At 65.8% G+C, this 25,770-nt stretch carries 20 protein-coding genes; 10 read left to right on the forward strand and 10 right to left on the reverse strand.

Translation table 11 applies throughout. From position 1 onward, the window contains the following. The first annotated feature begins 18 nt into the window (after positions 1-18). From H4V99_RS15205 to H4V99_RS15215, 3 genes are read left to right on the forward strand one after another with little or no spacing between them, the layout of a single operon-like run. The gene (locus tag H4V99_RS15205; RefSeq protein ID WP_280679699.1) at positions 19-1,551 is read left to right on the forward strand and encodes a proton-conducting transporter membrane subunit; all 1,533 of its coding nucleotides are present in this window, start codon (positions 19-21) and stop codon (positions 1,549-1,551) included. Continuing rightward, positions 1,548-3,968, forward strand: coding sequence for a DUF2309 domain-containing protein (locus tag H4V99_RS15210; RefSeq protein WP_280679701.1), 2,421 nt, complete (start codon positions 1,548-1,550; stop codon positions 3,966-3,968). Before H4V99_RS15205 ends, H4V99_RS15210 begins: the two co-directional genes overlap by 4 nt. Positions 3,969-3,979: 11 nt before the next feature. Continuing rightward, on the forward strand, positions 3,980-4,297 hold the full coding sequence (locus H4V99_RS15215) for a transcriptional regulator (protein ID WP_280679703.1): 318 nt from the start codon (positions 3,980-3,982) through the stop codon (positions 4,295-4,297). 84 nt (positions 4,298-4,381) lie between these two features. Here H4V99_RS15215 and H4V99_RS15220 read toward each other — a convergent pair whose 3' ends face one another. Further along, entirely contained in the window at positions 4,382-6,610 is a 2,229-nt protein-coding gene (locus H4V99_RS15220; protein ID WP_280679705.1) for a DEAD/DEAH box helicase, read from the reverse strand. A 258-nt stretch (positions 6,611-6,868) separates the two neighbouring features. Between H4V99_RS15220 and H4V99_RS15225 the strand changes: the two genes are divergently transcribed. Then, on the forward strand, positions 6,869-7,327 hold the full coding sequence (locus H4V99_RS15225; protein ID WP_280679707.1) for a GNAT family N-acetyltransferase: 459 nt from the start codon (positions 6,869-6,871) through the stop codon (positions 7,325-7,327). Between the two features lie 143 nt (positions 7,328-7,470). On the opposite strand, the gene H4V99_RS15230 is transcribed toward H4V99_RS15225, so the two are convergent. Beyond that, positions 7,471-8,301: an IclR family transcriptional regulator gene (locus H4V99_RS15230; protein ID WP_280679709.1), complete on the reverse strand. Its 831-nt coding sequence runs from the start codon at positions 8,299-8,301 to the stop codon at positions 7,471-7,473. A gap of 89 nt (positions 8,302-8,390) precedes the next feature. Here H4V99_RS15230 and hutH point away from each other — a divergent pair, with 89 nt between their 5' ends. Further along, complete coding sequence (hutH, locus tag H4V99_RS15235) at positions 8,391-9,974, forward strand: histidine ammonia-lyase (RefSeq protein WP_280679711.1); 1,584 nt, start codon at positions 8,391-8,393, stop codon at positions 9,972-9,974. A gap of 10 nt (positions 9,975-9,984) precedes the next feature. Here hutH and H4V99_RS15240 read toward each other — a convergent pair whose 3' ends face one another. Together H4V99_RS15240 and H4V99_RS15245 are read right to left on the reverse strand one after the other, a co-directional pair. Further along, positions 9,985-10,482: an NUDIX domain-containing protein gene (locus H4V99_RS15240; protein ID WP_280679713.1), complete on the reverse strand. Its 498-nt coding sequence runs from the start codon at positions 10,480-10,482 to the stop codon at positions 9,985-9,987. Continuing rightward, positions 10,479-13,877, reverse strand: a complete 3,399-nt coding sequence (locus H4V99_RS15245; protein WP_280679715.1) for an efflux RND transporter permease subunit — start codon at positions 13,875-13,877, stop codon at positions 10,479-10,481. Before H4V99_RS15245 ends, H4V99_RS15240 begins: the two co-directional genes overlap by 4 nt. A gap of 120 nt (positions 13,878-13,997) precedes the next feature. On the opposite strand from H4V99_RS15245, the gene H4V99_RS15250 reads away from it, so the two are divergent. Beyond that, a complete protein-coding gene (locus H4V99_RS15250) occupies positions 13,998-14,621 on the forward strand; it encodes a hypothetical protein (RefSeq protein WP_280679717.1) in 624 nt (207 codons plus the stop codon). Between the two features lie 11 nt (positions 14,622-14,632). On the opposite strand, the gene H4V99_RS15255 is transcribed toward H4V99_RS15250, so the two are convergent. After that, positions 14,633-15,790: a M20/M25/M40 family metallo-hydrolase gene (locus H4V99_RS15255; RefSeq protein ID WP_280679719.1), complete on the reverse strand. Its 1,158-nt coding sequence runs from the start codon at positions 15,788-15,790 to the stop codon at positions 14,633-14,635. A 50-nt stretch (positions 15,791-15,840) separates the two neighbouring features. Between H4V99_RS15255 and H4V99_RS15260 the strand changes: the two genes are divergently transcribed. Together H4V99_RS15260 and H4V99_RS15265 are read left to right on the forward strand one after the other, a co-directional pair. Beyond that, entirely contained in the window at positions 15,841-16,680 is an 840-nt protein-coding gene (locus tag H4V99_RS15260; protein ID WP_280679721.1) for a CPBP family intramembrane metalloprotease, read from the forward strand. A gap of 164 nt (positions 16,681-16,844) precedes the next feature. After that, complete coding sequence (locus H4V99_RS15265; protein ID WP_280676793.1) at positions 16,845-18,263, forward strand: integrase core domain-containing protein; 1,419 nt, start codon at positions 16,845-16,847, stop codon at positions 18,261-18,263. A gap of 184 nt (positions 18,264-18,447) precedes the next feature. Here the strand turns inward: H4V99_RS15265 and H4V99_RS15270 are convergent, their stop codons facing one another. Further along, entirely contained in the window at positions 18,448-18,708 is a 261-nt protein-coding gene (locus H4V99_RS15270; protein ID WP_280679723.1) for a hypothetical protein, read from the reverse strand. Between the two features lie 92 nt (positions 18,709-18,800). On the opposite strand from H4V99_RS15270, the gene H4V99_RS15275 reads away from it, so the two are divergent. Beyond that, a complete protein-coding gene (locus H4V99_RS15275) occupies positions 18,801-20,924 on the forward strand; it encodes an APC family permease (RefSeq protein WP_280679725.1) in 2,124 nt (707 codons plus the stop codon). 35 nt (positions 20,925-20,959) lie between these two features. Here the strand turns inward: H4V99_RS15275 and H4V99_RS15280 are convergent, their stop codons facing one another. After that, entirely contained in the window at positions 20,960-22,039 is a 1,080-nt protein-coding gene (locus H4V99_RS15280; RefSeq protein WP_280679727.1) for an NAD(P)-binding domain-containing protein, read from the reverse strand. A gap of 170 nt (positions 22,040-22,209) precedes the next feature. On the opposite strand from H4V99_RS15280, the gene H4V99_RS15285 reads away from it, so the two are divergent. Next, positions 22,210-22,473 (forward strand): DUF3073 domain-containing protein, encoded by a 264-nt coding sequence (locus H4V99_RS15285; protein WP_280679729.1) that lies wholly within the window; start codon positions 22,210-22,212, stop codon positions 22,471-22,473. Between the two features lie 174 nt (positions 22,474-22,647). On the opposite strand, the gene purM is transcribed toward H4V99_RS15285, so the two are convergent. The 3 genes from purM to H4V99_RS15300 are packed head-to-tail and all read right to left on the reverse strand — an operon-like array spanning position 22,648 to position 25,757. Then, complete coding sequence (purM, locus tag H4V99_RS15290) at positions 22,648-23,751, reverse strand: phosphoribosylformylglycinamidine cyclo-ligase (protein WP_280679731.1); 1,104 nt, start codon at positions 23,749-23,751, stop codon at positions 22,648-22,650. Continuing rightward, positions 23,748-25,337, reverse strand: a complete 1,590-nt coding sequence (purF, locus tag H4V99_RS15295) for an amidophosphoribosyltransferase (RefSeq protein ID WP_280679732.1) — start codon at positions 25,335-25,337, stop codon at positions 23,748-23,750. Before purF ends, purM begins: the two co-directional genes overlap by 4 nt. Before the next feature lie 12 nt (positions 25,338-25,349). Beyond that, positions 25,350-25,757 (reverse strand): hypothetical protein, encoded by a 408-nt coding sequence (locus tag H4V99_RS15300; RefSeq protein ID WP_280679734.1) that lies wholly within the window; start codon positions 25,755-25,757, stop codon positions 25,350-25,352. Between the last annotated feature and the right edge of the window lie 13 nt (positions 25,758-25,770).

Genomic DNA, 25,770 nt, shown 5'->3' on the forward strand with positions numbered 1-25,770 from the left:
GGTTATCAGGGAGTCTCAATGGTCGAAGCAGCGCTCATGGCGTGCATACTGACGGCCGTTTTCTTGGCCCCCCTCAGCGGAGCTCTGCTGGGCCGCTGGGCTGCTGACGCGGCGGCGCGGTGCGCTGCCACGCTGGTGCTCAACGGGTCACTCGCGGCGATATGCCTCGGACTGCTCCGCCTGACGGCATCCGCTGATCGTGGCCCGCTCCTCCTGGGGCCACTGAGCGTCGATGCTCTGTCACTGCTGATGCTCATCTTTGTGCTCGGTCTGAGCGCCCTCATTCAGTTCTTCGCCGTGCGTTACCTGCGCGGGGACACCCGACAGGTGTGGTTCGTGGTCACCGTGAACCTGGTCACCGGGTTCACAGCCCTCTTGGTGTGCACCAGCACAGTGCTCGGATTCGGCCTCGCCTGGATGGCGGCAGGGGCCAGCCTGGTCGCCCTGCTAGCCACCTATCCCCACCTTCCTCAGGCGCGTGACGGGGTGCGCCGAACCGCCACACGCGTGGTGATCGGGGATGCGCCGCTCGTGACCGCCATCGTGATACTGATGGTGGCCGCCGGCGGAGATGTGCCGCTCGCCGATCTCGGCACGGTGCTGGGCACACTGCCGGTGGCCCTTGCCGCCGTGATTGCCCTTCTCCTGGTGATACCAGCCCTCGCACGATCCAGCCAGGTACCCTTCCACGGGTGGCTTCCGGCCACCCTGGCCGCCCCGACGCCCGTGTCGGCGCTGATGCACGCCGGGGTCGTCAACGCCGGCGCCATCCTGATCCTGCGCTTCTCCCCCGCGATCGGCGAGTCCGTGCCGGCGATGGCGGTGCTGTTCGGGGCGGGCACCCTGACATTGATCTACGCGTCCACGGTTCGTTTGATCAAACCGGACGTGAAGGGTCGACTGGTCTTTTCCACCATGGCGCAGATGGGCTTCATGATGCTGGCCTGCGGCATGGGAGCCTTCGCCGCCGCCGTGTTCCATCTCATCGCCCATGGATTCTTCAAGTCCGCACTGTTTCTCGGTGCCGGATCGGCGGTGGAGCGCGAAGCCACCCAGCGGGCGTGGCCAGCTCGTCAGCTCACCTCGCGGCCCCACGCCATCGGCTCCCTTGTCGTGGCCGTCACCGTGTCGGGGGGAGCGATCATCGCCGCCCGAATCGTGCTCGGAATCGAACTCTCTCCGGCCAGTCAGGCACTTCAACTCTTCGTGGTGTTCACCGCCACCGTGGCCCTCGCAACAACACTCCGGACACATTTTTCGGTGAGCACGGCCCTGCTGGGAAGCAGCGCAATCATCGCACTCACTCTGGGGTACACGGCTTTCATCAACGCCTTTGACACCATGCTCAATGTCGAATCGGTGCCGGCTGCGGTGAACCCCTGGTGGATGCTCGTTCCGGCCGCGGCACTGTTCGCGCTGCCCCTCCTGCAACGGTTGCCGCCCGGCAACCGTGTCAGTCATCACCTTTATGCCCTGGCCCTCGCTGCCGGGACCGCGACTGCGGCCCCGACGCGCACACCGAAAGCCGTTCCGGAAGGAGCCCTGCTATGAACCTCGAGATTCGAGCCGCTGTCGCCCGCGCCACTCGGAGCGTCATCCCGCTCTGGCCACTGTCCTCCTTCATTGCCGTCAATCCCCTGGGCGCACAGGAATCGGAAGATTTCGACCAGGCCGCGACCACTCGACCCCGCACCGCGTTCCTCGCGGACTACCGGTCTGCACGCATCACCGACCGCGACCTCCTGGTGGCGGCCAGACAGCGGATGCCCGAATTAGCCGGCGCCGGAAGTGTGTGCCTCGGCGAACGGGAGTGGACCGCCGCCGAGCTCGTGACAACGGAACTCGTGCACGCCGACCATCACGGGACACCGCCGACTCCCACCGGGCAGCCTGACCTCGTGGACGACCTCGTGTCGATCTGGATTGCCGCGTATCTCGACCCGCACCCACTCTGGCCGATGCCCCAGCGCGAGCGGGGCCCATGGGCGGCGTGGACGGCACTGGTTCGCTACGACCCGCGCCTGCCGGCAGTCGCCCGCCGACGGCTACGCGATCTGCCGGGCACTCCCGATGCGGGGCTCGCCCGCGCCCTCGCCCTCCTCGGTGTACCGGCAGGTGACACGGAGACGATTCTTCGGCGCGAGACGCAGCGGCTCCCGGGCTGGGCAGCGCACATCAAGTGGCGCAGCGATCGTGTCGGAGACATCGACGTGACCTCATATCTGGCCATCCGCCTCACCCTGCGGTGGGCACTCGACCTGCCCGTCCTTTCGTCGATGGCGACTCCGCAGCCCGAATCAGCGACTGTCTGGGATCGGGCCCAGGCGCTGACTGCAGTACTGACGGATGCCCCCGCGTCGGGCGAAACGCTGGCGCAGGTAGCCCGAATTCTGGGCTTGCATTCTCCGCAGGCGCACGCCTTCACGTGGCAAGCCGCCTACGAAGAGCACTATCGGCGGCAGCTGCTGCTTTCCCTCGACAACACCAACACCAACACCAACACCGTGAAGCCGAGTGCGCAGGTGGTGATGTGCATCGACGTGCGCTCCGAGGGCATCCGCCGCCATCTGGAAGCTGATCCCACCATCGAGACCTACGGTTTCGCGGGGTTCTTCGGCATCCCGATTCGCTTTGCGCACTACGAGGCGCGGGGCAGCATTGACGCCCTTCCCGCCCTGCTTTCCGCGCGCCACTCGGTGACCGAGACCACGACCGACCTGCCTCGTTCTCGCCGTCGCACGCGGGCACTTCGCCTGCGAGACGCGTTCGCCGCCGGTGTGCACGCCAGTGAATCCGTGCCGGCGGCACCGTTCGCCCTTGCCGAAACGCTCGGCTGGTTTCACGGGGCCGGCACTCTGCTGCGCACCCTCTGGCCCAGCGCCGCTCACGCCGTGACGCGCCTCCACCACCGCTCGACGCCCGCACTGGCAACACGCGTGACCGTAGCGGATGCCTTCCCTCTCGACGAGCGGGTGGCGCTGGCCGAAACCGGCCTGCGCATGATGGGCCTCGACGCCTTCGCCCCGCTCATTGTGCTGGCCGCGCACGGCTCCACCAGCAGCAACAACATGTACCAGTCGGCGCTGGACTGCGGTGCGTGCGGCGGAAACCCGGGAGCCGCCAACGCCCGAGCCGCGGCCGCGAACTTCAACGACCCCGAGGTGCGTCGCCTGCTCGCTGACCGGGGGTTTTCGATTCCGGACACGAGTTACTTTGTGGCCGCAGAACACAACACCATGTCCGACCGCATCGACATCGTGGACCAGCACCTGATCCCCGACAGCCACACGACGGCGGTGCAGAACTTCCGAGGCGGCCAAAGCGTGGCTGCCGATCTGCTCGTTTCCGAGCGGGCAGCCCAGCTACCGGGCGCACGACGACACTCCCTCACCCGCGTGCGCCAGCGCGCACACGACTGGGCGGAGGTGTATCCGGAGCTGGGCCTCGCCGGAAATTCGGCGATGATCATTGGTCCGCGCGACATGACGCGGGGGGTCGACCTCCAACGTCGCGTCTTCCTGCACTCCTACCGCCCGGAATGCGACCCGGACGGTTCCGCGCTGGAAACGATCATGACGGCTCCGCTGGTGGTCGCCCAGTGGATCAACCACCAGTACTACTTCTCCGCGGTGGACCAGGACCGCTGGGGAGCCGGCACGAAGACCGTGCACAACGCGATTGGAACAATGGGCGTGCTGTCGGGCCAGACGGGCGACCTGCAGGCCGGCCTGCCCCTGCAGTCGATCGCCGTTGGGGACCGCGCTCTGCACGAACCACTGCGGCTCAGCGTGCTCATTCAGGCACCCCTCGACCGAATCGGCACGATCATCTCCCGCAACCAGGTTCTTCGGCACCTGTTCGACAACAACTGGATCACCCTTACCGCTCGCAACGACCAGACCAGCGCGTGGTTCCGGTACAGCGCCTACGGGTGGACCTCTGCTTCGCACCTCGACACCACCCCATAAGGAGATTAGCCATGGACAGCCTCACCAAAATGATTCGCATCGAGATTGTGATCCCGGGCCGGGAAGCCGCATCGGTGCGAGATCTCATCACGTCCGCCGGCGCCACCGGCTACACGTCCGTCTCCGGGGTATCGGGGCTCGGGCATCACGGACCTCATTCGGGCGCTCTGCTCTTCAACGATTACGACACGCTCACCATGCTCATCACGGTCTTGCCACCGGAGAAGGCACTGGCACTGATCAACGCTCTGCGCCAGCTCCTCGAGGGTGGCCCGGGAGTCATGTTCGTGGCCGACACCTACGTAAGCCGGCCCGAGTACTTTGCCTAGACATCCGCTTCAGAAATAGCGCTTGAGAAACAAAAAGGGGCACCCACCAGATGGTGAGTGCCCCTTTTCTAGGCGAAGCGGATGCTAGATACTCGCGAGCGCGCGCACAGCCTGGTCGCCGGGAGCGGCAGACGTGTAGCTGGCGTCAATCTCGGCGCGGTCGAGCAGCTCGTCCATGCGGCGCTTGCGCTGCTTGGGGATGAGCGTCACTACGGTACCGGTCTTGCCCGCACGGCCCGTACGGCCAGCGCGGTGCAGGTAGGTCTTGTACTCGTCGGGAGCGTCGGCCTGAATGACCAGGTCGATATCGTCAACGTGGATTCCGCGAGCCGCGACGTCCGTGGCCACCAGAACGTTGACACGTCCGCTGGTGAGCATCTGGAGGTTGCGGGTACGACGAGCCTGGTTGAGGTCACCGTGCAGGCTGGTGGCCTTCACTCCGGCATCTTCGAGCTGCTCGGCGAGCTGCTCGGCGTATGCACGGGTGCGGCTGAAGATGAGCGTCTTGCCCTCGCGGTTGACGAGCTCTTCGATGATACGGCTCTTGTCGCGGTGCTCGATGACGAGAACCTGGTGGTCGATCGTGGAGGAGGCCTGGTCTTCACCAGCGACCTCGTGCACGGCCGGGTTGGTCAGGAATTCCTTGACCAGCGAGGCAACACCCTTGTCGAGGGTTGCGGAGAAGAGCAGCTTCTGGCCGCCGGCCTTGGTGGCGCGGAGGATGCGCTGAACGGGCTCAAGGAACCCGAGGTCGCACATGTAGTCGGCCTCGTCGAGGACCGTGATGACAACCTCGGAGAGGTCGAGACGACCCTGCTCCATGAGGTCCTCGATGCGACCGGCGGTGCCCACAATGATGTCCACGCCGCGCTGGAGGGCGCTGACCTGACGGTACTGGGGAACGCCTCCATAGATCTGCGTGGTGAAGAGTCCAACGCTGCGCGCGATCGGCTGCACGGTGCGGTCAATCTGCAGCGCGAGCTCGCGGGTGGGGGCCAGGATGAGCGCGCGCGGCTTGCGAGCGTGCTTGCGGTCCTTGGCGCCGTTGTTCTCCATGAGCTTCTCCACCATGGGAGCGGCGAAGGCGATGGTCTTGCCCGAGCCGGTCTTGCCACGGCCGAGAACGTCGCGCCCGGCGAGAACGTCGGGGATGGTTGCAGCCTGGATCGGGAACGGGGACGGAGCGCCCAGGGTCGCGAGTTCGCGAACGATGTTCTCGCCGAGGCCCAGGTCGCCAAACGTTACGCCGACAACGTCAGACGCCGTCGTTGCGATGGCTTCGAGACGCTCAAGAACCACATCGTCGCCACCGGCGAAGGACGGCTTGACGCCGTTCTCGGAGCGCTTCGGGTAGAACGTGCTGTCGCCGGAGTCGCCACGTGCCGGGCGGTCGTTGCGGTCGAAGTTGCGGGGAGCGCGCTCGGCGCGGTCACCGTAGGACGGACGCTCGGTGCGAGCCGGGCGGTCGTTGTTGTAGGCCGGACGATCCGTGCGCGGAGCGCGGTCACCGTAGGAGGGACGCTCGGTGCGCTCGGCACGGTCACCATACGACGGACGCTCGGTGCGAGCCGGGCGGTCGTTGTTGTAGGCCGGACGATCCGTGCGCGGAGCGCGGTCGCCGTAGGACGGACGCTCCGTGCGAGCCGGACGGTCGCTGTTGTAGGAGGGACGATCGTTGTTGTAGGCCGGACGATCCGTGCGCGGGGCGCGGTCACCGTAGGACGGACGCTCCGTGCGGGCCGGACGGTCGTTGTTGTAGGCCGGACGGTCCGTGCGGGGAGCGCGGTCGGCGTACGAGGGACGTGCGGGACGGTCGCTGTTGCGGTCGTTGTACGACGGACGGTCGTTGTTGTACGCGGGACGGTCGGTGCGCGGGGCACGGTCGCCGTACGAGGGACGCTCGGTGCGAGCCGGACGGTCGTTGTTGTAAGAGGGACGGTCGTTACCGTACGAGGGACGGTCGCCACGGGGAGCGCGGTCGTTGTACGACGGGCGGTCTCCACCGCGAGCGGGACGCTCGTTGTTGCGGTCGTTGTTGTAGGCAGGACGCTCGGTGCGCTGGCCGGTGGCCGGGCGGTCGGAGCGTGCGCCATAGGAGGGACGGTCGCCGTAGCTGCCGCGATCGCTCGCGGGACGCTCGGCTGCACGGGAGGCGCGCTCGTCGGCGTTCCAACGCTGCTTCTTGGGGGCACCCTCGTCAGCCTTGAAGCCGCGGTGGCTGGGGCTCTTGCTGCCCTGGTTGTTTGATCCGCCACGGTTGGGGCCGGTCTTGCCGGCGTACTTCGGATCGTAATTGTTCTTGCTCTGGGGCATAGGAATATTCCTGGGTTGTGTTCAGTACATGGCAGAACAACATCGCACATGCGACGTAACTGAGAACCCGGGCAGTCTATGGCCGGGGCCGTTCACATACAGTGATTTTTCACCAGCGGATTACTGGGAAACCGGCCCAACTTGACTTACAAACCCATCCACGCACAGCGCGGTGTCAAGAGCCGACCTGCCTACGCTACACGACAGGGCCGCAAATGTCACGCTATAGTGCGGGTTCGTTCTGCTCTACTCTGAACTATGCCCGTCACCATCTCCATCGAACCGCCTCGCCAGAGCGATGTGAGAGCGCTGCTGCGACTCAGCTCCGAGTTCACGCTCGCCCTCTATCCGGAAGAAAACAACTATCTACTGAGTCTCGAGCAGCTCGAACTTCCGGGTGTTCGGGTGTACGTCGCCCGCGCTGACACCGGCGACGCGATCGGCATTGCCGCGGTCGTGCCCCTTGACACTGACACGGTGGAGCTCAAGAGCATGTTCGTGCGCCCGTCCGCGCGTGGTCTAGGTCTGGCCCGCCAGCTGCTCAACCGCATCGAAACGGATGCCGCTGGCCGCGGCATCCGCCAACTGCGGCTGGAGACAGGGTCGCGACACGACGCCGCGCTGTCGTTCTATGCCCGTGTGGGTTACGAGCGCACGCCGGCATTTGGACCCTACGTGGGCGACGAGTTCAGCGTCTGCTTCGCAAAAAACCTGTAGGACCGCACCCGAAACGGGTGGCCGCTACGGTTCTTGCGCGCCGCCGCGCCGGAAACGGGTGGCCGCCACGGTAACCGGCGTAGCGGCCACCGATGTGGGGCGCGGCCACGCGTGGGGCGTGCCGACGGGCAGCGCAGCGACGCTCAGACAGCGCGGCCGCGGATGCGCCGGGACAGTTCGGCCGCGGTGCCGGCGAGCTGCGCGGCGAGCGCGGGCCAGGCATCCGCTGCCACATCGAGGCGCGCAAAGGTCACCGCAATCGCGGCCGCAGGCCAGCCCGCGTGGTCTCGCACCACCACGGCAACGGATGCGATGCCCGGCGTAATCTCACCGTCCTCCTCGGCGAAACCCCGCGTTCGCACCTGCTCCAGAAGCCGGCGCAGCTCCCCCGACGTGCGCGGACCCTGCCCGTGCCGGGTGGAGAAGGCCGCGGCGTTTGGAAATAGTGCCCGCAGCTGCGGAGCCGGGAGCGCCGCGAGCATGGCTCGACCGCTGGCGGTGAGGTGACTCGGCAGCCGCACCCCCACGTCGGACACGAGTGACGGGCGGCGCGGCGCGCGCTCCTCCACGAGGTAGATCACGTCGCGTCCGTGCAAAACCACGAGGTGAGCGCTCTCGCCGAGGCGGTCCACCAGCTGAGCAATCAGCGGCCGGCCCAGGTGCGACAAGGGTTGTTGCCGGGAGAAACCACTGCTGAGCTCGAACGCGGCCACCCCGAGTCCGTAGCGCCGTTCCTCGGGCAGATGCAGCACGAAACCGCGCTCGGCCAGCACGGCGAGCAGCTGGTACACCGTGGAGCGCGGCAGATCCAGCGCCGTGGCAATGGCGCTGGCCGCAACCGGCCCGCGCTGGGCGGCGAGGTGCGAGAGGATGCGCAGGGTGCTGTCGGCCGCCGGAACCTTCGGCGGTGCGGCCGAGCGGAGGCGTGCGGTGGCACTGGTCGAAGCCGTCGCCCCGGCGTTGCGCGCGTCCATGAGGCCCCTGCCCACAAGTGTCCGGTATCCCGGACTGTTCCGACAGTAGCACCAACTTTTGCCGCACAAAAGGGTGTGGAATCAAGAACATGAACCAGCCCCACGCCTCCGCTGCCCTGCTATCGTCCGCGCCCGCGGCATCCGTTCGCATCGGCGTCGGCGCGGTGTCGTTCGCCGACGTCGTGGCCGTGGCCCGGCACAACGCGCGGATCGATCTTGACCCGCGCGCGCTCGAGGGTGTGGCCGCCACTCGGCTGATCATCGACAATCTGGCGAGCGACGCGAATCCGCATTACGGCATCTCCACCGGCTTCGGCGCCCTCGCCACCACGTTCATCACCGCCGATCGCCGGGCACAGCTGCAGGCGAGCCTCGTGCGCTCGCACGCCGCCGGCAGCGGACCCGAGGTGGAGCGTGAGGTAGTGCGCGCCCTCATGCTGCTCCGCCTCTCCACCCTCATGACCGGGCGCACCGGCGTGAGGCCCGAAACCATCGCCGTGTACGCGGCCCTCCTCAATGCCGGCATCACCCCCGTGGTGCGGGAGTACGGCTCGCTCGGCTGTTCCGGGGACCTCGCTCCCCTCGCCCACTGCGCCCTCGTGGTGATGGGTGAGGGTGATGTGCGCGATGCCGCCGGCACCCCCATGAGCGCCGCCCGCGCCCTCACCGCAGCCGGCATCACCCCCGTGGTGTTGGCCGAAAAGGAGGGACTCGCCCTCATCAACGGCACCGACGGCATGCTGGGCATGCTCGTGCTCGCCCTCGACGACCTCGCCATGCTGATGCAGACCGCCGACATTGCCGCGGCCATGAGCATCGAGGCGCTTCTCGGAACGGATGCGACCTTCGCCGCCGACCTGCACGCCCTGCGGCCCCAGCTCGGTCAGGCCGTGAGCGCCACGAACCTGCGGCGTCTGCTCGCCGGGTCGCCGCTACTCGCCAGCCACGCCGGCCCCGAGGATCCCACGGTGCAGGACGCCTACTCCCTGCGCTGCGCACCCCAGGTGCACGGGGCCGCCCGTGATACCGCCGACCACGCGGCTCGAATTGCCGAGCGTGAGCTGGCGAGCGCCGTGGATAACCCGGTGGTCACCCTCGATGGCCGCATCGAGTCCAACGGAAACTTCCATGGCGCCCCCGTGGCCTACGTGCTCGATTTTTTGGCGATCGCCGCCGCCGATGTGGCGAGCATGAGCGAGCGCCGCACCGACCGGCACCTCGACGCCAGCCGTAACAAGGGCCTCCCGCCGTTTCTCGCACACGAGGTGGGCGTTGACTCCGGCCTGATGATTGCGCAGTACACCGCCGCCGGGATCGTCTCCGAGCTCAAGCGTCTCGCCGCGCCCGCATCGGTTGATTCCATCCCCTCCTCGGCCATGCAGGAGGACCACGTGTCGATGGGCTGGCACGCCGCCCGCAAACTGCGCCGCTCCCTCGACGGCCTCGGCCGCGTGCTCGCGATCGAGATCATGACCGCCGCCCGTTCGATCGACCTGCGAGCCCCGGTTTCGCCGGGGGCCGCAACGGATGCCGTACGCCGAGTCGTGCGCACCGTGGCCGCCGGTCCCGGCCACGATCGCTTTCTATCGCCCGAGATCGAGGGTGTCGTAGGCCTCGTGCAGAGCGGCGCGGTGCGCGATGCCGCCGCGCACATCACCGGCACTCTAGGCTAAGCGCGAAGCGTCAGACGACCTCGGGCAGAGCCACGGGCAGGAGCTGAGTGAAGAGCGCCGGACCAAACGATTCAGCGGCCAAACGGATGCGTCGCTCGCAGCTCTCGCTCAGCGGCGGAAGTTCGGCCAGTGGCCACCAGGCTGCCTCGAGGTTCTCCCCATCGGCCGGAGCCGGGTCACCGTTCAGCCAGTTGCAGGCGAAAACAAGATCAAGATACTGGGCCGCATCACCGTTGTCGTAGGTGATCGGCTCCAGCACGTGCGCCCAGACCAGGCGTACCGCCTTGACCACCACGTCGGCCTCTTCCCGCACCTCACGCACCGCGGCGTCGGCGGGTTCCTCACCGGGATCGATGATTCCTGTGACGGGCGACCACTCCAGAGTGTCGGCGCGACGCACCAGCAGCACCTCATCACCGCGGAGAACAACGGCCGTGATGCCGGTCAACCAGAGGGGTGCGTGGCCAATATGCTCGCGCAGCTCGAGCACGAAGTCGGGAGTAGTCATGCGTTGAGCCTAACCACCGCACCCGAGAGCTTCCCGGCGCGGCGTTCGGCCCGGCGCTCCCGCCCGCCCTCTACCACGAGGTAGAGCACCGGAAGCACCACGAGCGTGAGCACTGTGGAGGAGACCAGCCCGCCAATGACCACCAGGGCCAGAGGTTGCGAGATGAACCCGCCCGAGCCCGTGAGACCCAGCGCCATGGGCAGCAGGGCGAAGATCGTGGCGAGCGCGGTCATCAGAATGGGACGCAACCGGCGGGAGGCACCGTTCACGAGGGCATCCCGCACGTTCAGACCCCGGCGTCGGTACTGGTTCACGAGGTCGACCAGCACAATGGCGTTCGTCACCACGATTCCAATCAGCATGAGCACACCGATCAGCGACGGCACACCGAGCGGGATGCCCGTGATCACCTGCAACGCAATCGCCCCGGTAGCCGCGAAGGGAATCGATACGAGCAGCAGCAGAGGCTGCAGCAGGGATCGGAACGTAGCCACCATGACGATGTAGACGATGAGGATGGCCACCAGGAGGGCGATGCCGAGTTGGCGGAAGGCATCCGTTTGGTCGCTGGTGACACCACCGAGGGTTGCCGTGGCACCCGACGGAAGCGTGGTGTCGGTGAGCACGGTGGCCAGCTGGGCGTTGGCCGTCCCCAGGTCGTTGCTGTCGGGGGTGGCCGAGACCGTGGCGGTGCGCAGTCCCTTGGCCGTGGTGATGGCGGCGGGTCCATTCACCTGCTCCACGGCGGCGAGGGTATCGAGGGCCACGAGGCCGGTGGTGGTGGGAATCTCCAGCGCCGACAGCTCGGCCGTGGTTGCCGGGGAGGCGGCGGACTGCAGGTAGATGGAGAGGCTTGTCTGGTTGATGACGATGGTACCCACCACGCTCGGCTGCATGGCCTGCGAGACCAGTGTGCCGAGGGCGAATTCGCTGAGTCCGGCCTGTGCGGCCGCCGTGCGGTCGATGGTCACCGCAATGTAGGGGCGTGAGGCGGCGAGGGTATCCGAGCTCTGCGTAATAGAACTCTGCGTGGCTACCGCAGCGGCAATGGCCTGCGTGGCGGTCTGCAGGTCGGCATCCGTTGCGGCCGTCACGTTCACCTCAATATCGCTGGAGGACCCAAAGCCGCTTGCCGCGGCCACCGAAATGTCACCCACGTCGGTGAGTGCCCCCAGGGTCTCGCGGGTCGTGGCCTGCACCGCGTCGGCATCGGCGGAATCGGCCGTGGTCACGGAGTAGGTGACCACGTTCGATGACGGCGCGCCACCGGAGAACGCACTTTCTGCACCAAACCCACCGCCAATCGACACCTGCACAATGTCGACACCGTCGACGTCGCGGAGGGCCTGTTCAACACTCGTGGAAGCCTCATCCTGCGCGGCCAGGCTCGACCCCACCGGCAGGGTCTGGCTCACGCGGAAGGTGTCTTGCCCGGTTGACCCCAGGAAGTTCACCTTCATGAACGGCAGCAGCGCCACGGTTCCACCCAGCACGAGAACGGCGAGCAGCAGGGTGGCGACGGCGTGCCGCAGGGTCCAGCCCAGGACGGGCAGGTAGCCACGCTGGAGGCGGTTCGGATTCTCGAGTTCTTCCGGCGCTCCACCGAACTGTTCGTCAGCGGATGCCGCATGCCGGGTGTGCCGGGTGGCCGGCGGTGCGCTCGTGGGTGCAACGTCGCCGTCCCCCGCGTCACCGGGCCGTGGCCCCTCGAGGGTGGCCACCGCCGCGGGCGGGTTCTGCGCCGCGGTTTTTGCCGCCTCGGCTGCCACCGTGCCCGCGAGCACCGCACTCGCGGATACCGGAGCGGGGTCGATTGCCGCGACGACCTTCGGCACGGGCACGCGCAAAAACCAGTACGCGAGCACGGGAACAATGGTGAGGGCCACGAGCAGCGATGCCAGCAAAGCAATCGTCACCGTGAGGGCGAACGGGCGGAACAGCTCGCCCGTTGACCCGCCCACAAAGGCGATCGGCAAGAACACGGTCACGGTGGTGATCGTTGACGCCGTGATGGCACCGGCCACTTCCCGGACCGCGTAGACAATCGTCTCCGCCCGGTCGACGCCCGGCACCAGGTGCCGCTTAATGTTCTCAATCACCACGATCGAGTCATCGACGACACGACCGATGGCGATGGTGAGCGCCCCGAGAGTGATGATATTGAGCGAATACCCCACGGCTTGCAGCGCGATGAAGGTGATCAGCACACTTGTGGGAATGGAGATGGCCGTCACGAGGGTGGCGCGCACCGACAGCAGGAACACCAGGATGACCAGCACGGCGAAGAGCAACCCGAGCGTTCCCTCCTGGGTGAGAGCCTCGATGGACTCCTGAATGAACGGTGCCTGGTCAAAGACCACGGTTAAGGTGGCGCCGGGAACAGCGTCCTCCAGCGCGGGCAGGATGGCACGCACAGCCGTGGACACGTCAACGGTATTCGCCGCCGGCACCTTGGTGACGGAGATCGTGAGAGCCGGTTCACCGTTGACCCGGGAGATGCTCTGCACCGGATTCTCGGTGAGCGCCACACTGGCGACGTCGCCGATCGTCGGCGGGGCGGCATCCGCCTGGGCCTGGGCAGCCGCGGCGGCAGCAGCTGGATCGGTGGCGGCATCGGCCGTGGCGGCATCGGCCGTGGCGGCAGTCGCTGCACCGGCGCGACCGAGCAACGGCAACGCGGAGACGTCATTGACCGTAAGGAGCTTGGTTCCCGCCTGCACGCTCAGCGTGGTGTCGCCCTCGGTGAGAGCACCGGCCGGAATGAACGCGCCGTTTTGCTGCAGCGCGTCCCGGATGGCCTGAGTGGTGAGACCGCGCTCGGTGAGCGTGGTGGTGTCCGGAATGATGGTGACGCGTTGGCCCACGTCGCCCGCCAGCGCGGCCTCGCGCACGCCGGGCACATCGCGAATGTCGCCGAGCACGCTGCGCTTCAGCTCATCGGCGAGGGTTGCCGGGTCACCACCGGCCACGGCGAGGGAAATGATGGGGAAGTCGTCGATGCTTCCACTAATTACCTGCGGGTCAACACCCTCGGGGAGGACGGTCTTGATGCGCGCGATGGCCTGGGTGATCTTGGATTCGGCCTTCACGAGGTCGGTTCCGTACGTGAAGGTGGCACTCACGAGGGAGGAATTGGTGCTGCTCGTGGTGGAGGTGGATTCGAGGCCGACCAGACCCTGAATGGCCGTCTCGATCGGGGTCGAGAGGTCGTCGTTTACCACCTCGGGCGAGGCGCCGGGATAGCTCGTGGAAATGAGCAGTTGCGGCAACTGCAGGGACGGAATCAGCTCCTGCTTCAGACTGGTGAGGGCGAGGCCGCCGAAGACGGCCGCGACGATGGTGATGAGGGCGATGAGCGCCCTATTCCGCATGCTCAGAACCGCAAGAAAATACACTGACACAGTCTTACCCGCGGTCCCTGCGAAATCAAGGTGAGCCGACACCCTCCCCCCGACGGGGCCGCCTGGGGAACGGCGACTTGATAACCCACCGGTTATGCCATTGGATTGAGTTTCATGACCCGCCGCCTCACGCAACTGTTTATTGGCCTTTTCCTCTACGGAATAGGCATCGCGTTGATTGTGCGCGGCGCCATTGGCGTGGCCCCCTGGGACGTGCTCGCGCAGGGTATCGCTGCCCAGACGGGTCTCAGGTTCGGCCTCGTCACCATTCTGGTCAGTGCGGTGGTTCTGCTGCTGTGGATTCCCATTCGTCAGAAGCTCGGCATCGGCACGGTCTTGAACGCACTGCTCGTGGGTCCCTCCGCCGACGTGGGACTACTGGTTATTCCGGAGGGCCTCGACCTGTGGGTGCGCGTGCTGCTCTTTACGGCGGGGCTCGTGCTCATTGCCGTGGCCACCGGCCTGTACATTGGCGCGCACTTTGGCCCGGGCCCCCGCGACGGCCTGATGACCGGCCTCCACCAGCGCACCGGCTGGCGCATCTGGATCGTCCGCACCGGGCTCGAGGTGATCGTGCTGTCCATCGGTTGGGTGCTCGGCGGAAACGTGGGGGTGGGAACCGTGCTGTTCGCGGTGCTGATCGGACCGCTCTGCCATATCACGATCCCCTTCTTCGCGATCACGCGCCCCGCGCCGACGACGCCCGGCATCGACGAGCCGGCCGAACGCATCCGCTGAGGGTTAGATCGTTAGCGGCACCACGAGGCGATGGTGCCCTCGAGAATGTCGGTGAGGGCCACGACGGATGCCGCCTCGACCCATTCCGTGTCGGCATGTAGCCCGTCGCCGGTCGCGCCAAAGACCACACACGGAATTCCCGCCTCCAGCACGAGGCCGGCGTCGGTCCAAAACGGCTCACCGCGTGTGGCCGGTTCGTGCCCCAGTGTTCGAGCTGCACTGGCGGTGAGCTCCCGCACGATCGGCCAGTCCGCGAGCGCTTCAAAGGCCGCCCGCGCCACCACACACGTGAGGTCGAACTGAAAATCGGGCACCCGGTTTGCAAGGTCCACCAGCAGTGCCCGCAGCTCGGCCTCCACCTGGCTCGGCGACTCCCCCGGCAGCATGCGGCGCTCGAGGGTGAGGACGCAGCTCGCTGCCACCGTTGCGGCATCGTCGCCGCCGCTGATTTTCGACACCCGCACCGCGCCGTGGCCCAGCGTGGGGTGCGCGGGGCCGGATTCCAACCGGTCGCGCAGGGCATCGAGCGCCTGCAGCACGAGGCCGGCGTGCGCAATCGCATCTACCCCGAGGGCCGGCTGCGATCCGTGCGCCGCAAGGCCCGTGAGGGTGAGATCAAACCAGGCAAACCCGCGGTGGGCTGTCGTGAGCTCGAGGTTGCTCGGCTCCACGATAATGGCGGCATCCGCCCGGTAGGTGCGCAGCACCTCTTCGGTACCGAGGCTGCCGAACTCCTCGTCGGCCACGAGCGTCACCACAATGTCGCCCGACAGCGGCAGAGCGGATGCCCGGGCCGCCGCCACCAGAATGGCCGCCAGCCCGCTCTTGGTGTCGATTGCGCCGCGGCCGTAGATTCGGCCATCAACGAGGTCCCCGCTGAACGGGTCACCCTCGTAGGTAGCCACACCCACCGTGTCGAGATGGGCGTTGAGCATGAGAGAGCGACCGTCGCCGGTGCCACGTTTGATACCCACGACCGAGGGTCGACCGAGACGCGCTTCGAGTAGGCTCACCGCAAAACCCTGGCTGATCAGCCAGTCGGCGCACCACAGCGCGAGTTCCCCCTCGCCGGCCGCGCCGGGGACGAGATCCGAGTTAACGGAATCAATGCGCACGAGGTGCTGCAGCAGGGCACGGGGGTCAAGGTCACTCGGTGAAGTGGGCACCATTCCAACCTAACGCGCGCAGCGGGCATCCACTCCGCTGGTTAGGCTAGAGCATGGCTAGAACGTCGACCAACGCGGGCACCACGGTGAGTGCACAAACGCGACCGCGCGCGTCGTGGGGGCTGATTCCGGCGGCGCTGGTGAGCGCATCCGCTGTGCTGCTCTTCGGCCTCCGGATGCCGATACCCGGCTATCTCACACTGGCCGTGGCGCTCGCGCTGGCCTTCGTACTGAACCGTGCGCTCTTTCGTGACCTAGTGCTGATCGCCATCGGGCTCGGCATCGTGAGCACCATCTCGGTCGAGGCCAATATTGATTACCCCAATATGGCGCTGATGGGTGTGGTTTTGAGCCTCTCCGTGCTCGTGCCGTATCTGCTCTCGCGCTATGCGTACCGCGACCACGCCATTCGTTTTCCCATTCGCACGGGGCAACGCTGGTCCATGCTGGAACGGGCATATCTCCCGCTGGTGCTGCTTCTCGGCTACCTGATTCTGCCGTGGTACTTCATCGGCTCGGGTGCGTACCTCAACTGGCCCGCGGTGACCGCGCCCGACGAGATCGCCCGGCTGTTTGTGGGCGTGGGTTTCGTGGGTATCTGGGACGAACTCTTCTTCATTTGTACGATTTTTACCCTGCTCCGACGCCATTTTCCGGATTGGCAGGCCAACCTGCTGCAGGCCGTGATCTTCACGTCTTTTCTCTGGGAACTCGGCTACCAAAGCTGGGGTCCGTTGATGACGTTCCCATTCGCGCTCCTGCAGGGGTATACGTTCGCGCTCACGCGATCGCTCACCTACGTGGTTTGCGTGCATCTGCTCTTTGACGCCATGGTTTTTTTGGTGATTGTGCATGCCCACCACCCCGAGTGGCTCGCCATCTTCTGGTACTGACCAGAGTCGGCCGACGCGTGTGTTGTCTCAGCACAGTGTTTACAGCCTGTCTCACCACCTTGTTGACACTATGTCTCAGGACGTTGTTTACAGGATGTCTCACGACCTTGCATACACGTTGAGCGGTGGACGGGATCCTCACGTGGCCTCGGTTTTGATGGAGAGTGCCCAAATCTCTTCCACCTTCCGTCCGCCGCCAGATCATCGAATTTGATCCTCTTGCCGCCGATGGCCCCAGTATCTCCGAACTCTGCCAACGCCTGAATATCAGCCGGCCGTCGTTTTATAACATCCGGCGACGCTTCCTCCAGGAGGGAAATAAGGCGCTGAATCCGCACTCGTCGGCCCCGAAGAATCCCGTGCGGACGTTCGACAAGAAGACGACGGAAATTGTCCTGCGCATCCGTGCTCGGCTGAAAAAGGAGGGCTGGGATAACGGTCCCAAATCGATCTGGTTCACCGGTGTGGACACGAATGAATTCAGTCAACCGGTTCCGTCGGTGGCGACCATCGCCCGGATCCTGTCATCATCCGGCGTGACGAACTCCAACCCGCGTAAACGGCCACGGACGGCTTGGCTGCGCTTCGCGCGCTCGCCGGCGATGGAGATGTGGCAGCTGGATGCATTCGAGTATCGCCTGGCGACCAAGCTGGCCCCGAAAGTGACGGTCTACCAGCTGCTGGATGATTCCACCCGTTTCGACGTGGGCAGTATGTGCTTCGCCGAGCCCGAGAACGGCACCGACGCCATCATCACCCTGAGCGCCGCGATCGACGATCACGGCGTGCCCAAAGAGTTACTCAGCGACAACGGGACCGCTTTCAACCAGAGCCGGCGCGGCAACATCTCGGCGACGGAACGCTTCCTGGCCGACCGTGGGTGCTTGGGGATCAGCGGCCGGGGCGGCCACCCGCAGACGCAAGGGAAAAACGAACGCAGCCACCAAACGCTGCTGCGGTTCCTCGATGCCCGCGCCCCGGAGAGCCTCGAACAGCTCGCCACCCTCATCGTGGATTACCGCAACTATTACAACTACCGTCGCCGGCACCAAGCGTTGCCCGGCTCTATGACACCGGGCCAGGCCTGGGACGCGGCCGAACACCAGCCCTCGGACGGAACACCGATCAGTCATAAGGAACTTCAAGCGCGTGCCGACGCCTACCGGGACAAATCACTGGCCAAGCAGGCAGCTGAACCCGACAGTAACAGTGCCGAGGCTCTGCCCGCGGCCACACTCGCGCAGAGCGAACAGCTGGCGCCGCGCGGCGGCAGACTGCGTGACGGCTCCGACGAGGTCGTCATCACCCGCACCAACCCGCAGATCTACTTCCGGGGCCTGAGAATCAAGGTCCCGACCCATCTGGTGGGCAGCTACGAGGTTGTCAGCTCCGAGACTGAATACGCGATGTTCGACAGGAGCAGCGGCGACGAGAGCATCTATTTCCCGTTGCCGTTGCAGACCGCGTCCACGCGGGACCAGGTCGCGCTTTGGCAGGTGAGAGGAGCCAAAATACGTGACCCCAAACCAGCATGGCTGAGCAAGCATTTGTCGTATGAACTCGAGCACTTCCCCGAGGAATAGCCGCACCGCCCGGTCGCACCCGGCGGCTGCGCGGCCCGCCACCGGGTGTCATCAACGTCATGAGATCGGATGTAAACAACGTCGCGAGCACGAGTGTAAACAACGTCGTAAGACACGTTGTAAACAACCTCATGAGAGCATGAGTAAACAACCTGATGCGTGAACACAGAGTCGGCCGACGCGTTCAACTCTCGGGCGACGCCGACTGTTCGCGGATCTGCTCCGCCGTGGGGTGAAAAATCTGGGTGCGCTCCCCCGAGCGATCAACCTCGTGGAGCGACATGAGCGCGCCGCAAATGGGGCAGACCGCGCGTGCCTTCTGCTCCTCCACGTCGGCCGCCACGATCACGGGATAGGGGCCGAGAGGAGGCGGACCGATCAGAGGAAGAAGCTTGCGGTTGATCCACGAGGTCCAGCCCCCGCGCCGCGAATTCTTTGGCACCATGGGGTCTAATTTACCGTCCTCAGCTGTGCCTCGAATGCGAAGGACGGAGGCTCCATTTGACACGGCCCACGATAGGTGTAGTGTCATCCCTCGTGACACCAGAGGCAAACGCCCCCGTACCGGAAAACCGATCCGCCAAGCGGTGGATCATTGGCGATCCGCTCCCCACCGAGCACTTGGAAGGGCAGCTGCTTCCCAAGCACCTGGCCTTGCCGATCTTTGCCAGCGACCCGCTCTCGAGCGTGGCGTATGCGCCGCAAGAGCTCCTGATGATTCTGACCCTGGGTGGCCTCGCTTTTCTGAGCTTTGCCCCCTGGGTGGCAGCGGTGGTTGTTGTTCTTCTCGTGGTCGTTGTCGCGTCGTACCGCCAGCTGATCAAGGCCTATCCCTCCGGCGGTGGCGACTACGAAGTAGCCCACCGTAACCTGGGCGAAAAGGCCGGCCTGATCGTGGCATCCGCTCTTCTCGTGGACTACGTGATGACCGTGGTGGTGTCGGTGGCCAGCGGGGTAGACAACATCATCTCTGCCATTCCCGCGCTGGACCCGTTCCGCGTGGAAATGGCCGTCCTCTTCATCATTCTGCTTGCCGCCGTCAACCTGCGGGGGGTGCGCGAGTCGAGCAAGGCCTTTGCATTCCCCACTTACCTGTTCGTCGCCAGCGTGCTGTTCATGATCATTGTGGGCCTCGTGCGCACGGCGCTCGGCGACACCCCCGTGGCCGAGTCCGCCGGGTTCAACGTGGAGGGCCAAAACCTCGCCCAGGCCGCGTTCATTCTGCTTCTGCTGCGCTCGTTTGCCAGCGGATGCAGCGCCCTCACCGGTGTGGAAGCCATCGCCAACGGCGTTCCCGCCTTCAAACGCCCCAAGGTGAAGAACGCACAGATCACCCTCACCCTGATGGGCGGCATCGCCATTGTGCTCTTCGTGGGCCTCACCGCTCTGGCACTCGCCTCGAAGGTGCACTACGCGGAGGACCCCTGCGATCTGATCGGCTGGGCAGAGTGTGCCACCGCTCCACAGCGCAGCCTGATCGCGCAGGTGGCGGCGGCCACCTTCGGCAACTACTCGATCATGTTCTATGTGCTGCAGGCAGCGACGGCCGCAGTGTTGCTGCTCGCGGCCAACACGGCGTTCAACGGTTTCCCGCTGCTCGGCTCCGTTCTGGCCCGCGACTCCTACGCGCCCAAGTCCCTCAGCACCCGCGGCGACCGTCTCATCTACTCCAACGGCGTTGTCGTGCTGGCGCTGGCCGCCTGCGTGATCATGATCGTGTACCGCGCCAACCTCACCCTGCTGATTCAGCTCTACATCATCGGTGTGTTCGTGTCCTTCACCCTCGGCCAGACCGGCATGGTGAAGCACTGGCTCAACCTGCTCAAGACCAATCCGCCGCACCGCGCGTCCATCATCGGGAGCCTGATGATCAACGGCTTCGGTGCGGCGCTCACCGGCGTGGTGCTGATTGTTGTGACCGTCACCAAGTTCACGCACGGCGCCTGGCTTGTCTTCGTGCTCATGCCGGTGCTGTTCGCCCTCATGATGGGCGTCAACCGCTACTACCGTGACGTGGCGAAAGAGATCGAGGTTGACCCCCTCACCACCTTCGGGTCCAGCGGCGACCACGCCATTGTGCTCGTGGGCAAGATGCAGAAGCCCGTGCTCAAGGCCCTCGACTACGCCATCGCGGCCCGCCATGAAACCCTCGAGGCCGTGCACGTCTCCATTGACGATGCCGAGACGAAGATTCTCAAGCGCGCCTGGGTGAAACAGAACATTCAGGTGCCGCTGCGCATCGTGGCGTCACCGTACCGCGACATCAGCTGGCCGCTGATCAGCTACATCCGCGGCCGCCGCGAGGATCACGGCTCCGAGGTCGTCACCGTGTACACACCCATCTACATCGTGGGTCACTGGTGGGAAGGCCTGCTGCACAACCACAAGGCCCGCCGCCTGCGCCAGAAGCTCATGCTGGTGCACGGCGTCACGATCGCCCTCGTGCCGTGGCTGCTCGACTCGTCCGCGCTCATCTACGGTCGCCGGTCTCGGCCCATTCCCGGCCAGGATCGTCGCGGTGAGCCCGTGCGTCCTACACCGGTACCCCGCAAACCCTTGACGCCAGCCGGGGGTGACCGGTCAACGCGGTCAACACCACTCGCGCCCGGGGTGTCCACGGTCTCGCGTCCGTCGGCGTCACGGCGCCGCAAGCGCAAATAGCGCCGCCCGGTCGCCCCACCGGCGGCGGAACCGGGTCAGGGCTGTGCAGCGAGCTGAGCCACGACTTGTCGGGCGATGAGCCGACCGGCACGGTTGGCGCCGATCGTGCTGGCCTGGGGTCCATACCCGGCAAAGAATATCCGGGGATCGGCAACGGATGCCCCGGCAGCGACCGCGTACCCACCCGCCTTGGCGCGCAGCTTCAGGGGTGCCAGGTGTCGAAGCTCCGGCCGAAAACCCGAGGCCCAGATGATGGCATCCGCCGGGCTGAAGCTGCCGTCCGGCCACCGCACCCCGGTGGGCTCAATGCTCGTGAACATGGCCCGCGGCACGAGCAGGCCGCGGTCACGGGCGGAGCGCAGGCGCGCGGTGAGTGGCACACCGGTTCCGCTCACGATGCTGGGCAGGGCTTGTCCGGCGCGGGCAGCGGTGTCCTGCATGGCTACCGCAGCAACGGCTTCCTCCAGGTCAAGGTGCTCCGAGTCCACCCAGCCGATCGGTCGCCGGGTTGCCCAGCTGAGCGTGTCGGCTGCGCCTTCCAGTTCAAGCATGAAGCCGATGGCCGACGTGCCGCCGCCCACGACCACCACGTTCAAACCGGCAAAGTCCTCTGCCGAGGTGTAGCCGCTGGTGTGAATCTGGCGGCCGAGAAACGTCTCGGCGCCCGAGGCGTGCGGAATGAACGGTGCGCCCCAGGTGCCCGTCGCGTTCACCAGCACCCGCGTGGCGGTCGTGCGCTCCCCGAACACGGGCGACGACGTGGCCACGATCAGATCCCCCGCGCACTCCGTGACGCCGGTGACAGTGACGGGACGCACGACCGCCAGAGCGAAGTGCTCTTCATACGCGGCGTAGTACTCCGACACCACGTCCCGCGCCGGCCGCTGCCGGTCTGCGGTATCAAAGCGAAGACCCAAATCACTCAAGAATGGAAGATCATTGACGCGGTGAGCATCGCCGAGCCGCAGGGATTCCCACCGGTGTTGCCATGCTCCACCCGCATGAGGTGAGCGATCAAAGAGGACAAAATCCCGACCAGCGGCTAAATTGAGGGTTTGCAGGTAATAGGCCACCGAGAGGCCGGCCTGACCGGCACCAATGATGACGACAGACACGCTTGAGTCACTAACCGTCACAACTCAGTGTCGCATGTGCACCTGTGCCCCGCGTCAGCGACTAACACCACGCGTCATGCTAAACTGGCGTTTAGATTTTTTACACATTTTGTTCGGCAACTCCCGAGTGACTCCGGCTCACTCGGCCTGGCATCGTAAGGGGGTCACGCATGGGGCGCGGCCGTCAAAAAGCAAAGCACACCAAGGTCGCTCGGGAGCTGAAGTATTTCAGTCCCGATACGAACTACAACGCGCTCGAACGCGAGCTCACCGGGCATCCGTCCGACCCGCGTCTCGACGAGGATCTGGCCAAATGGCCGGAGTATGAAAAGGACAAAGCCGATAAGGCTGCGGCCGTTGCGTCCGACGACGATGAGGACGACGACCAGTACGTCGATCACTACGCGACCGAAGACGAGCAGCGAAGCGCCTGAGTTCGCGGCACCGTCACCGGTGAACCTCGAGACCACAACTCTCGGCACGCATGCGTGCCGAGAGTCTTTCGTGTACCCACCAGGCTCTGACCCTGCGCCGCGCGCGCCGCGGGCGGAGTCAGATCGACAGCCCGCGGCATCCGCTCGGCAACTCAGCGGTTCAGCAGTACGGCGTCAGTTCGCGTAGGACCCGACGAGTCGCACCGCGCCACCGTTGACGCCCTTGGCGCCCTGCTCAAAGCCGGTGATGTCTCGCGGCGCGAGGGACACGCGCCCGGTGACCCAGGCTGCAATTCCGCTGGCCTTCAGGCTCGCGATCACCGAGGACGCGGAACCCGCATCGACGACCGCGAACATGCCGATGCCCAGGTTCCACGTGCCCTCCGAGCTTTCGAGGGAGGATCCGGCCATGTCGCTCAGCACGCGGAACACCGGTGCCGGTGACCAGGTGGAGCGGTCGACCTCGACCCAGGATCCCACGGGCAGCACGCGGGCCAGGTTGGCGGCAATCCCGCCGCCGGTCACGTGACTGAGGGAGTGCACCACGCCGGAGAGTGCCGGGTCGCCGAGCACATCGAGCAGGGGGCCGGTGTACAGGCGAGTGGGCTCGAGGAGCACCTCACCCACGACACCACCCAACTCTGCCGACGTGTCGGTGTAGCCGATGCCGCGCTGAGAAAGAATGTGGCGCACGAGCGAGTAGCCGTTGGAGTGCAATCCCGAGGAGGCCAGGGCGATGACGACGTCACCGGAAACCACCTTGTCGGCGCCCAGCACCTGGTCTGCCTCCACCACACCCGTGGCCGCGCCGGCCACGTCGTAGTCGTCCACACCGAGCAACCCCGGGTGTTCGGCGGTTTCCCCGCCCACCAGGGCGGTACCGGTCTCGGCGCAGGCGCGGGCAATGCCGGCCACGATCGAGGCGATGCGCTCGGGAACGACCTTGCCGCAGGCGATGTAGTCGGTCATGAACAGCGGCCGCGCGCCGACAACGATGATGTCATCGACGACCATTCCCACGAGGTCCTGGCCGATGGTGTCGTGCTTATCGATGGCCTGCGCGATGGCGACCTTCGTGCCCACGCCGTCTGTGGACGTGGCGAGCAGGGGCTGGCGAAACTTGGTGAGGAACGACACGTCGTAGAGTCCCGCGAACCCGCCGACACCACCCCAGACCTCGGGACCGTGGGTTTTGGACACGGCGGACTTCATCAGCTCAACGGCGAGGTCACCCGCCGCAGTGTCGACTCCGGCTGCTGCATAGGACGCATTCGTCATTCTTGTCTTCCTGGATCGCCGAAAGGAACCTGCCCGAGCGCCGCGAGGGCGTTTTCCCGCGTGGTGGTGGGCGCAAGCACCGCCTCCAACTCGGAGTCGGGGCCGGGGTCGCAGCCGTTGCTTGCGGGCTGTCGTTCCAGCAGGTTCTTGCCGAGGTGCTGTGATTCGGGCAGTGCAATGGGGTAAATTCCGGTGAAGCACGCCGTGCAGAGTCGCTCGCGCGGCTGCTCGGTGGCCTCAATCATGCCGTCCTCGGAGAGGTAACCGAGCGAGTCGGCGCCGATCGACTGGCGCACCTCGTCGATCTCAAGGCCCGTTGCCACCAGTTCGGCCCGCGACGCAAAGTCGATGCCGTAGAAACACGGCCACGTGATGGGCGGACTTGAGATGCGTACGTGCACCTCCGCGGCGCCGGCCTCCCGCAGCATGCTCACGAGGGCACGCTGCGTGTTGCCGCGCACGATCGAGTCATCGACCACGATCAGGCGTTTGCCCTTGATCACATTCTTCAGCGGGTTGAGCTTCAAGCGGATGCCGCGCTGCCGGATGGTCTGCGACGGTGCAATAAAGGTGCGCCCCACGTAGGAGTTCTTCACGAGGCCCTGACCGAATGGAATACCGGAGGCCTGGGCGTACCCGATGGCGGCCGGCGTACCGGATTCGGGCGTGGGAATCACGAGATCGGCCTCGATTGGGTGCTCCGCGGCAAGGCGGCGACCCATTTCAACCCGGGCCTCGTGCACGCCGCGACCCGCGATCGTGGTGTCGGGTCGGGCCAGGTACACGTACTCAAACACGCAGCCCTTGGGGTCTGCCTTCGCAAAACGCTGGGTGCGCAGCCCGTTCTCGTCGATGGTGATGAGTTCACCCGGCTCGACCTCACGCACGAAGCTCGCGCCCACGATGTCGAGGGCGGCGGTCTCCGACGCGACAACCCAGCCGCGTTCGAGACGACCCAGCACGAGTGGCCGCACACCCTGCGGGTCGCGAGCCGCATAGAGGGTGGTTTCGTCCATGAACACGAGGCAGTAGGCACCGCGCAGACGCGGCAGCACTTCCAAAGCGGTGGTCTCCAGCGTGTGGTCGAGGTCACCGGTGAGGAGGGCCGTGATGACCGCCGTGTCGGTGGTGTTGCCACGGGCCAGTTCACCATCGACCATCGGGTAGCGTTCGCGCACCAGCTCGAGAAGTTCAGCGGTGTTGGTGAGGTTTCCGTTGTGACCGAGGGCCACCGTTCCGGCAGCCGTGCGGCCGAGGGTGGGCTGCGCATTCTGCCAGCTCGACGAACCCGTGGTGGAGTACCGGGTGTGTCCCACGGCAATATGCCCGAGGAGCGTGCTGAGCGAAGCCTCGTTGAAGACCTGGGAGACGAGTCCCATGTCCTTGTAGATCAGAATCTTGTCGCCGTCGCTCGTAGCGATCCCAGCCGATTCTTGGCCACGGTGCTGCAGGGCGTAGAGCCCGAAGTAGCTGAGCTTGGCTACCTCTTCACCGGGAGCCCACACGCCAAACACACCACAGGCATCCTGTGGCCCCTTCTCATTGGGAAGAAGGTCATGATTTAGCAGTCCATCGCCACCGGCCAAGGTACAGCCCCTTTACTCTGATTTCTCAATGAATGTTTGGGTGTCGGTTGACTCAGGCGGCGCCGGGGCGCGAACATCATCTGTTCCGAGTCTATCCGCGACCACCGTGTAGGCACGGCGACCGATGATGCGGTCAAGAATGAGGGCCAGAATGCAGCCGAGAAGCACGCCGCCGGCGAGGCAGACGAGCAGAAGAAAACCGAAGACCTGCACCTTGGTGAATTCCGGGTTTTCCGGAAAGGTCGTCGTGAGCACGAGCGCCACCAGCACACCGAGGCCAGCGCCCAGAACCATGAAGTTCGTGTAGCGGGGTGATCGGTGTACCGACAGGGTGTCCTCACCGATGAGGGACTCGGCAGGTTCGGTACTGTCGGCGGTCGAGGGCGTGGGCTGCTGTTCGGGCTGTTCGTAAGAACTCACTGCCTCATTCTGC

The sequence above is a fragment of the Cryobacterium sp. CG_9.6 genome (assembly GCF_029893365.1).
Lineage (GTDB): Bacteria > Actinomycetota > Actinomycetes > Actinomycetales > Microbacteriaceae > Cryobacterium.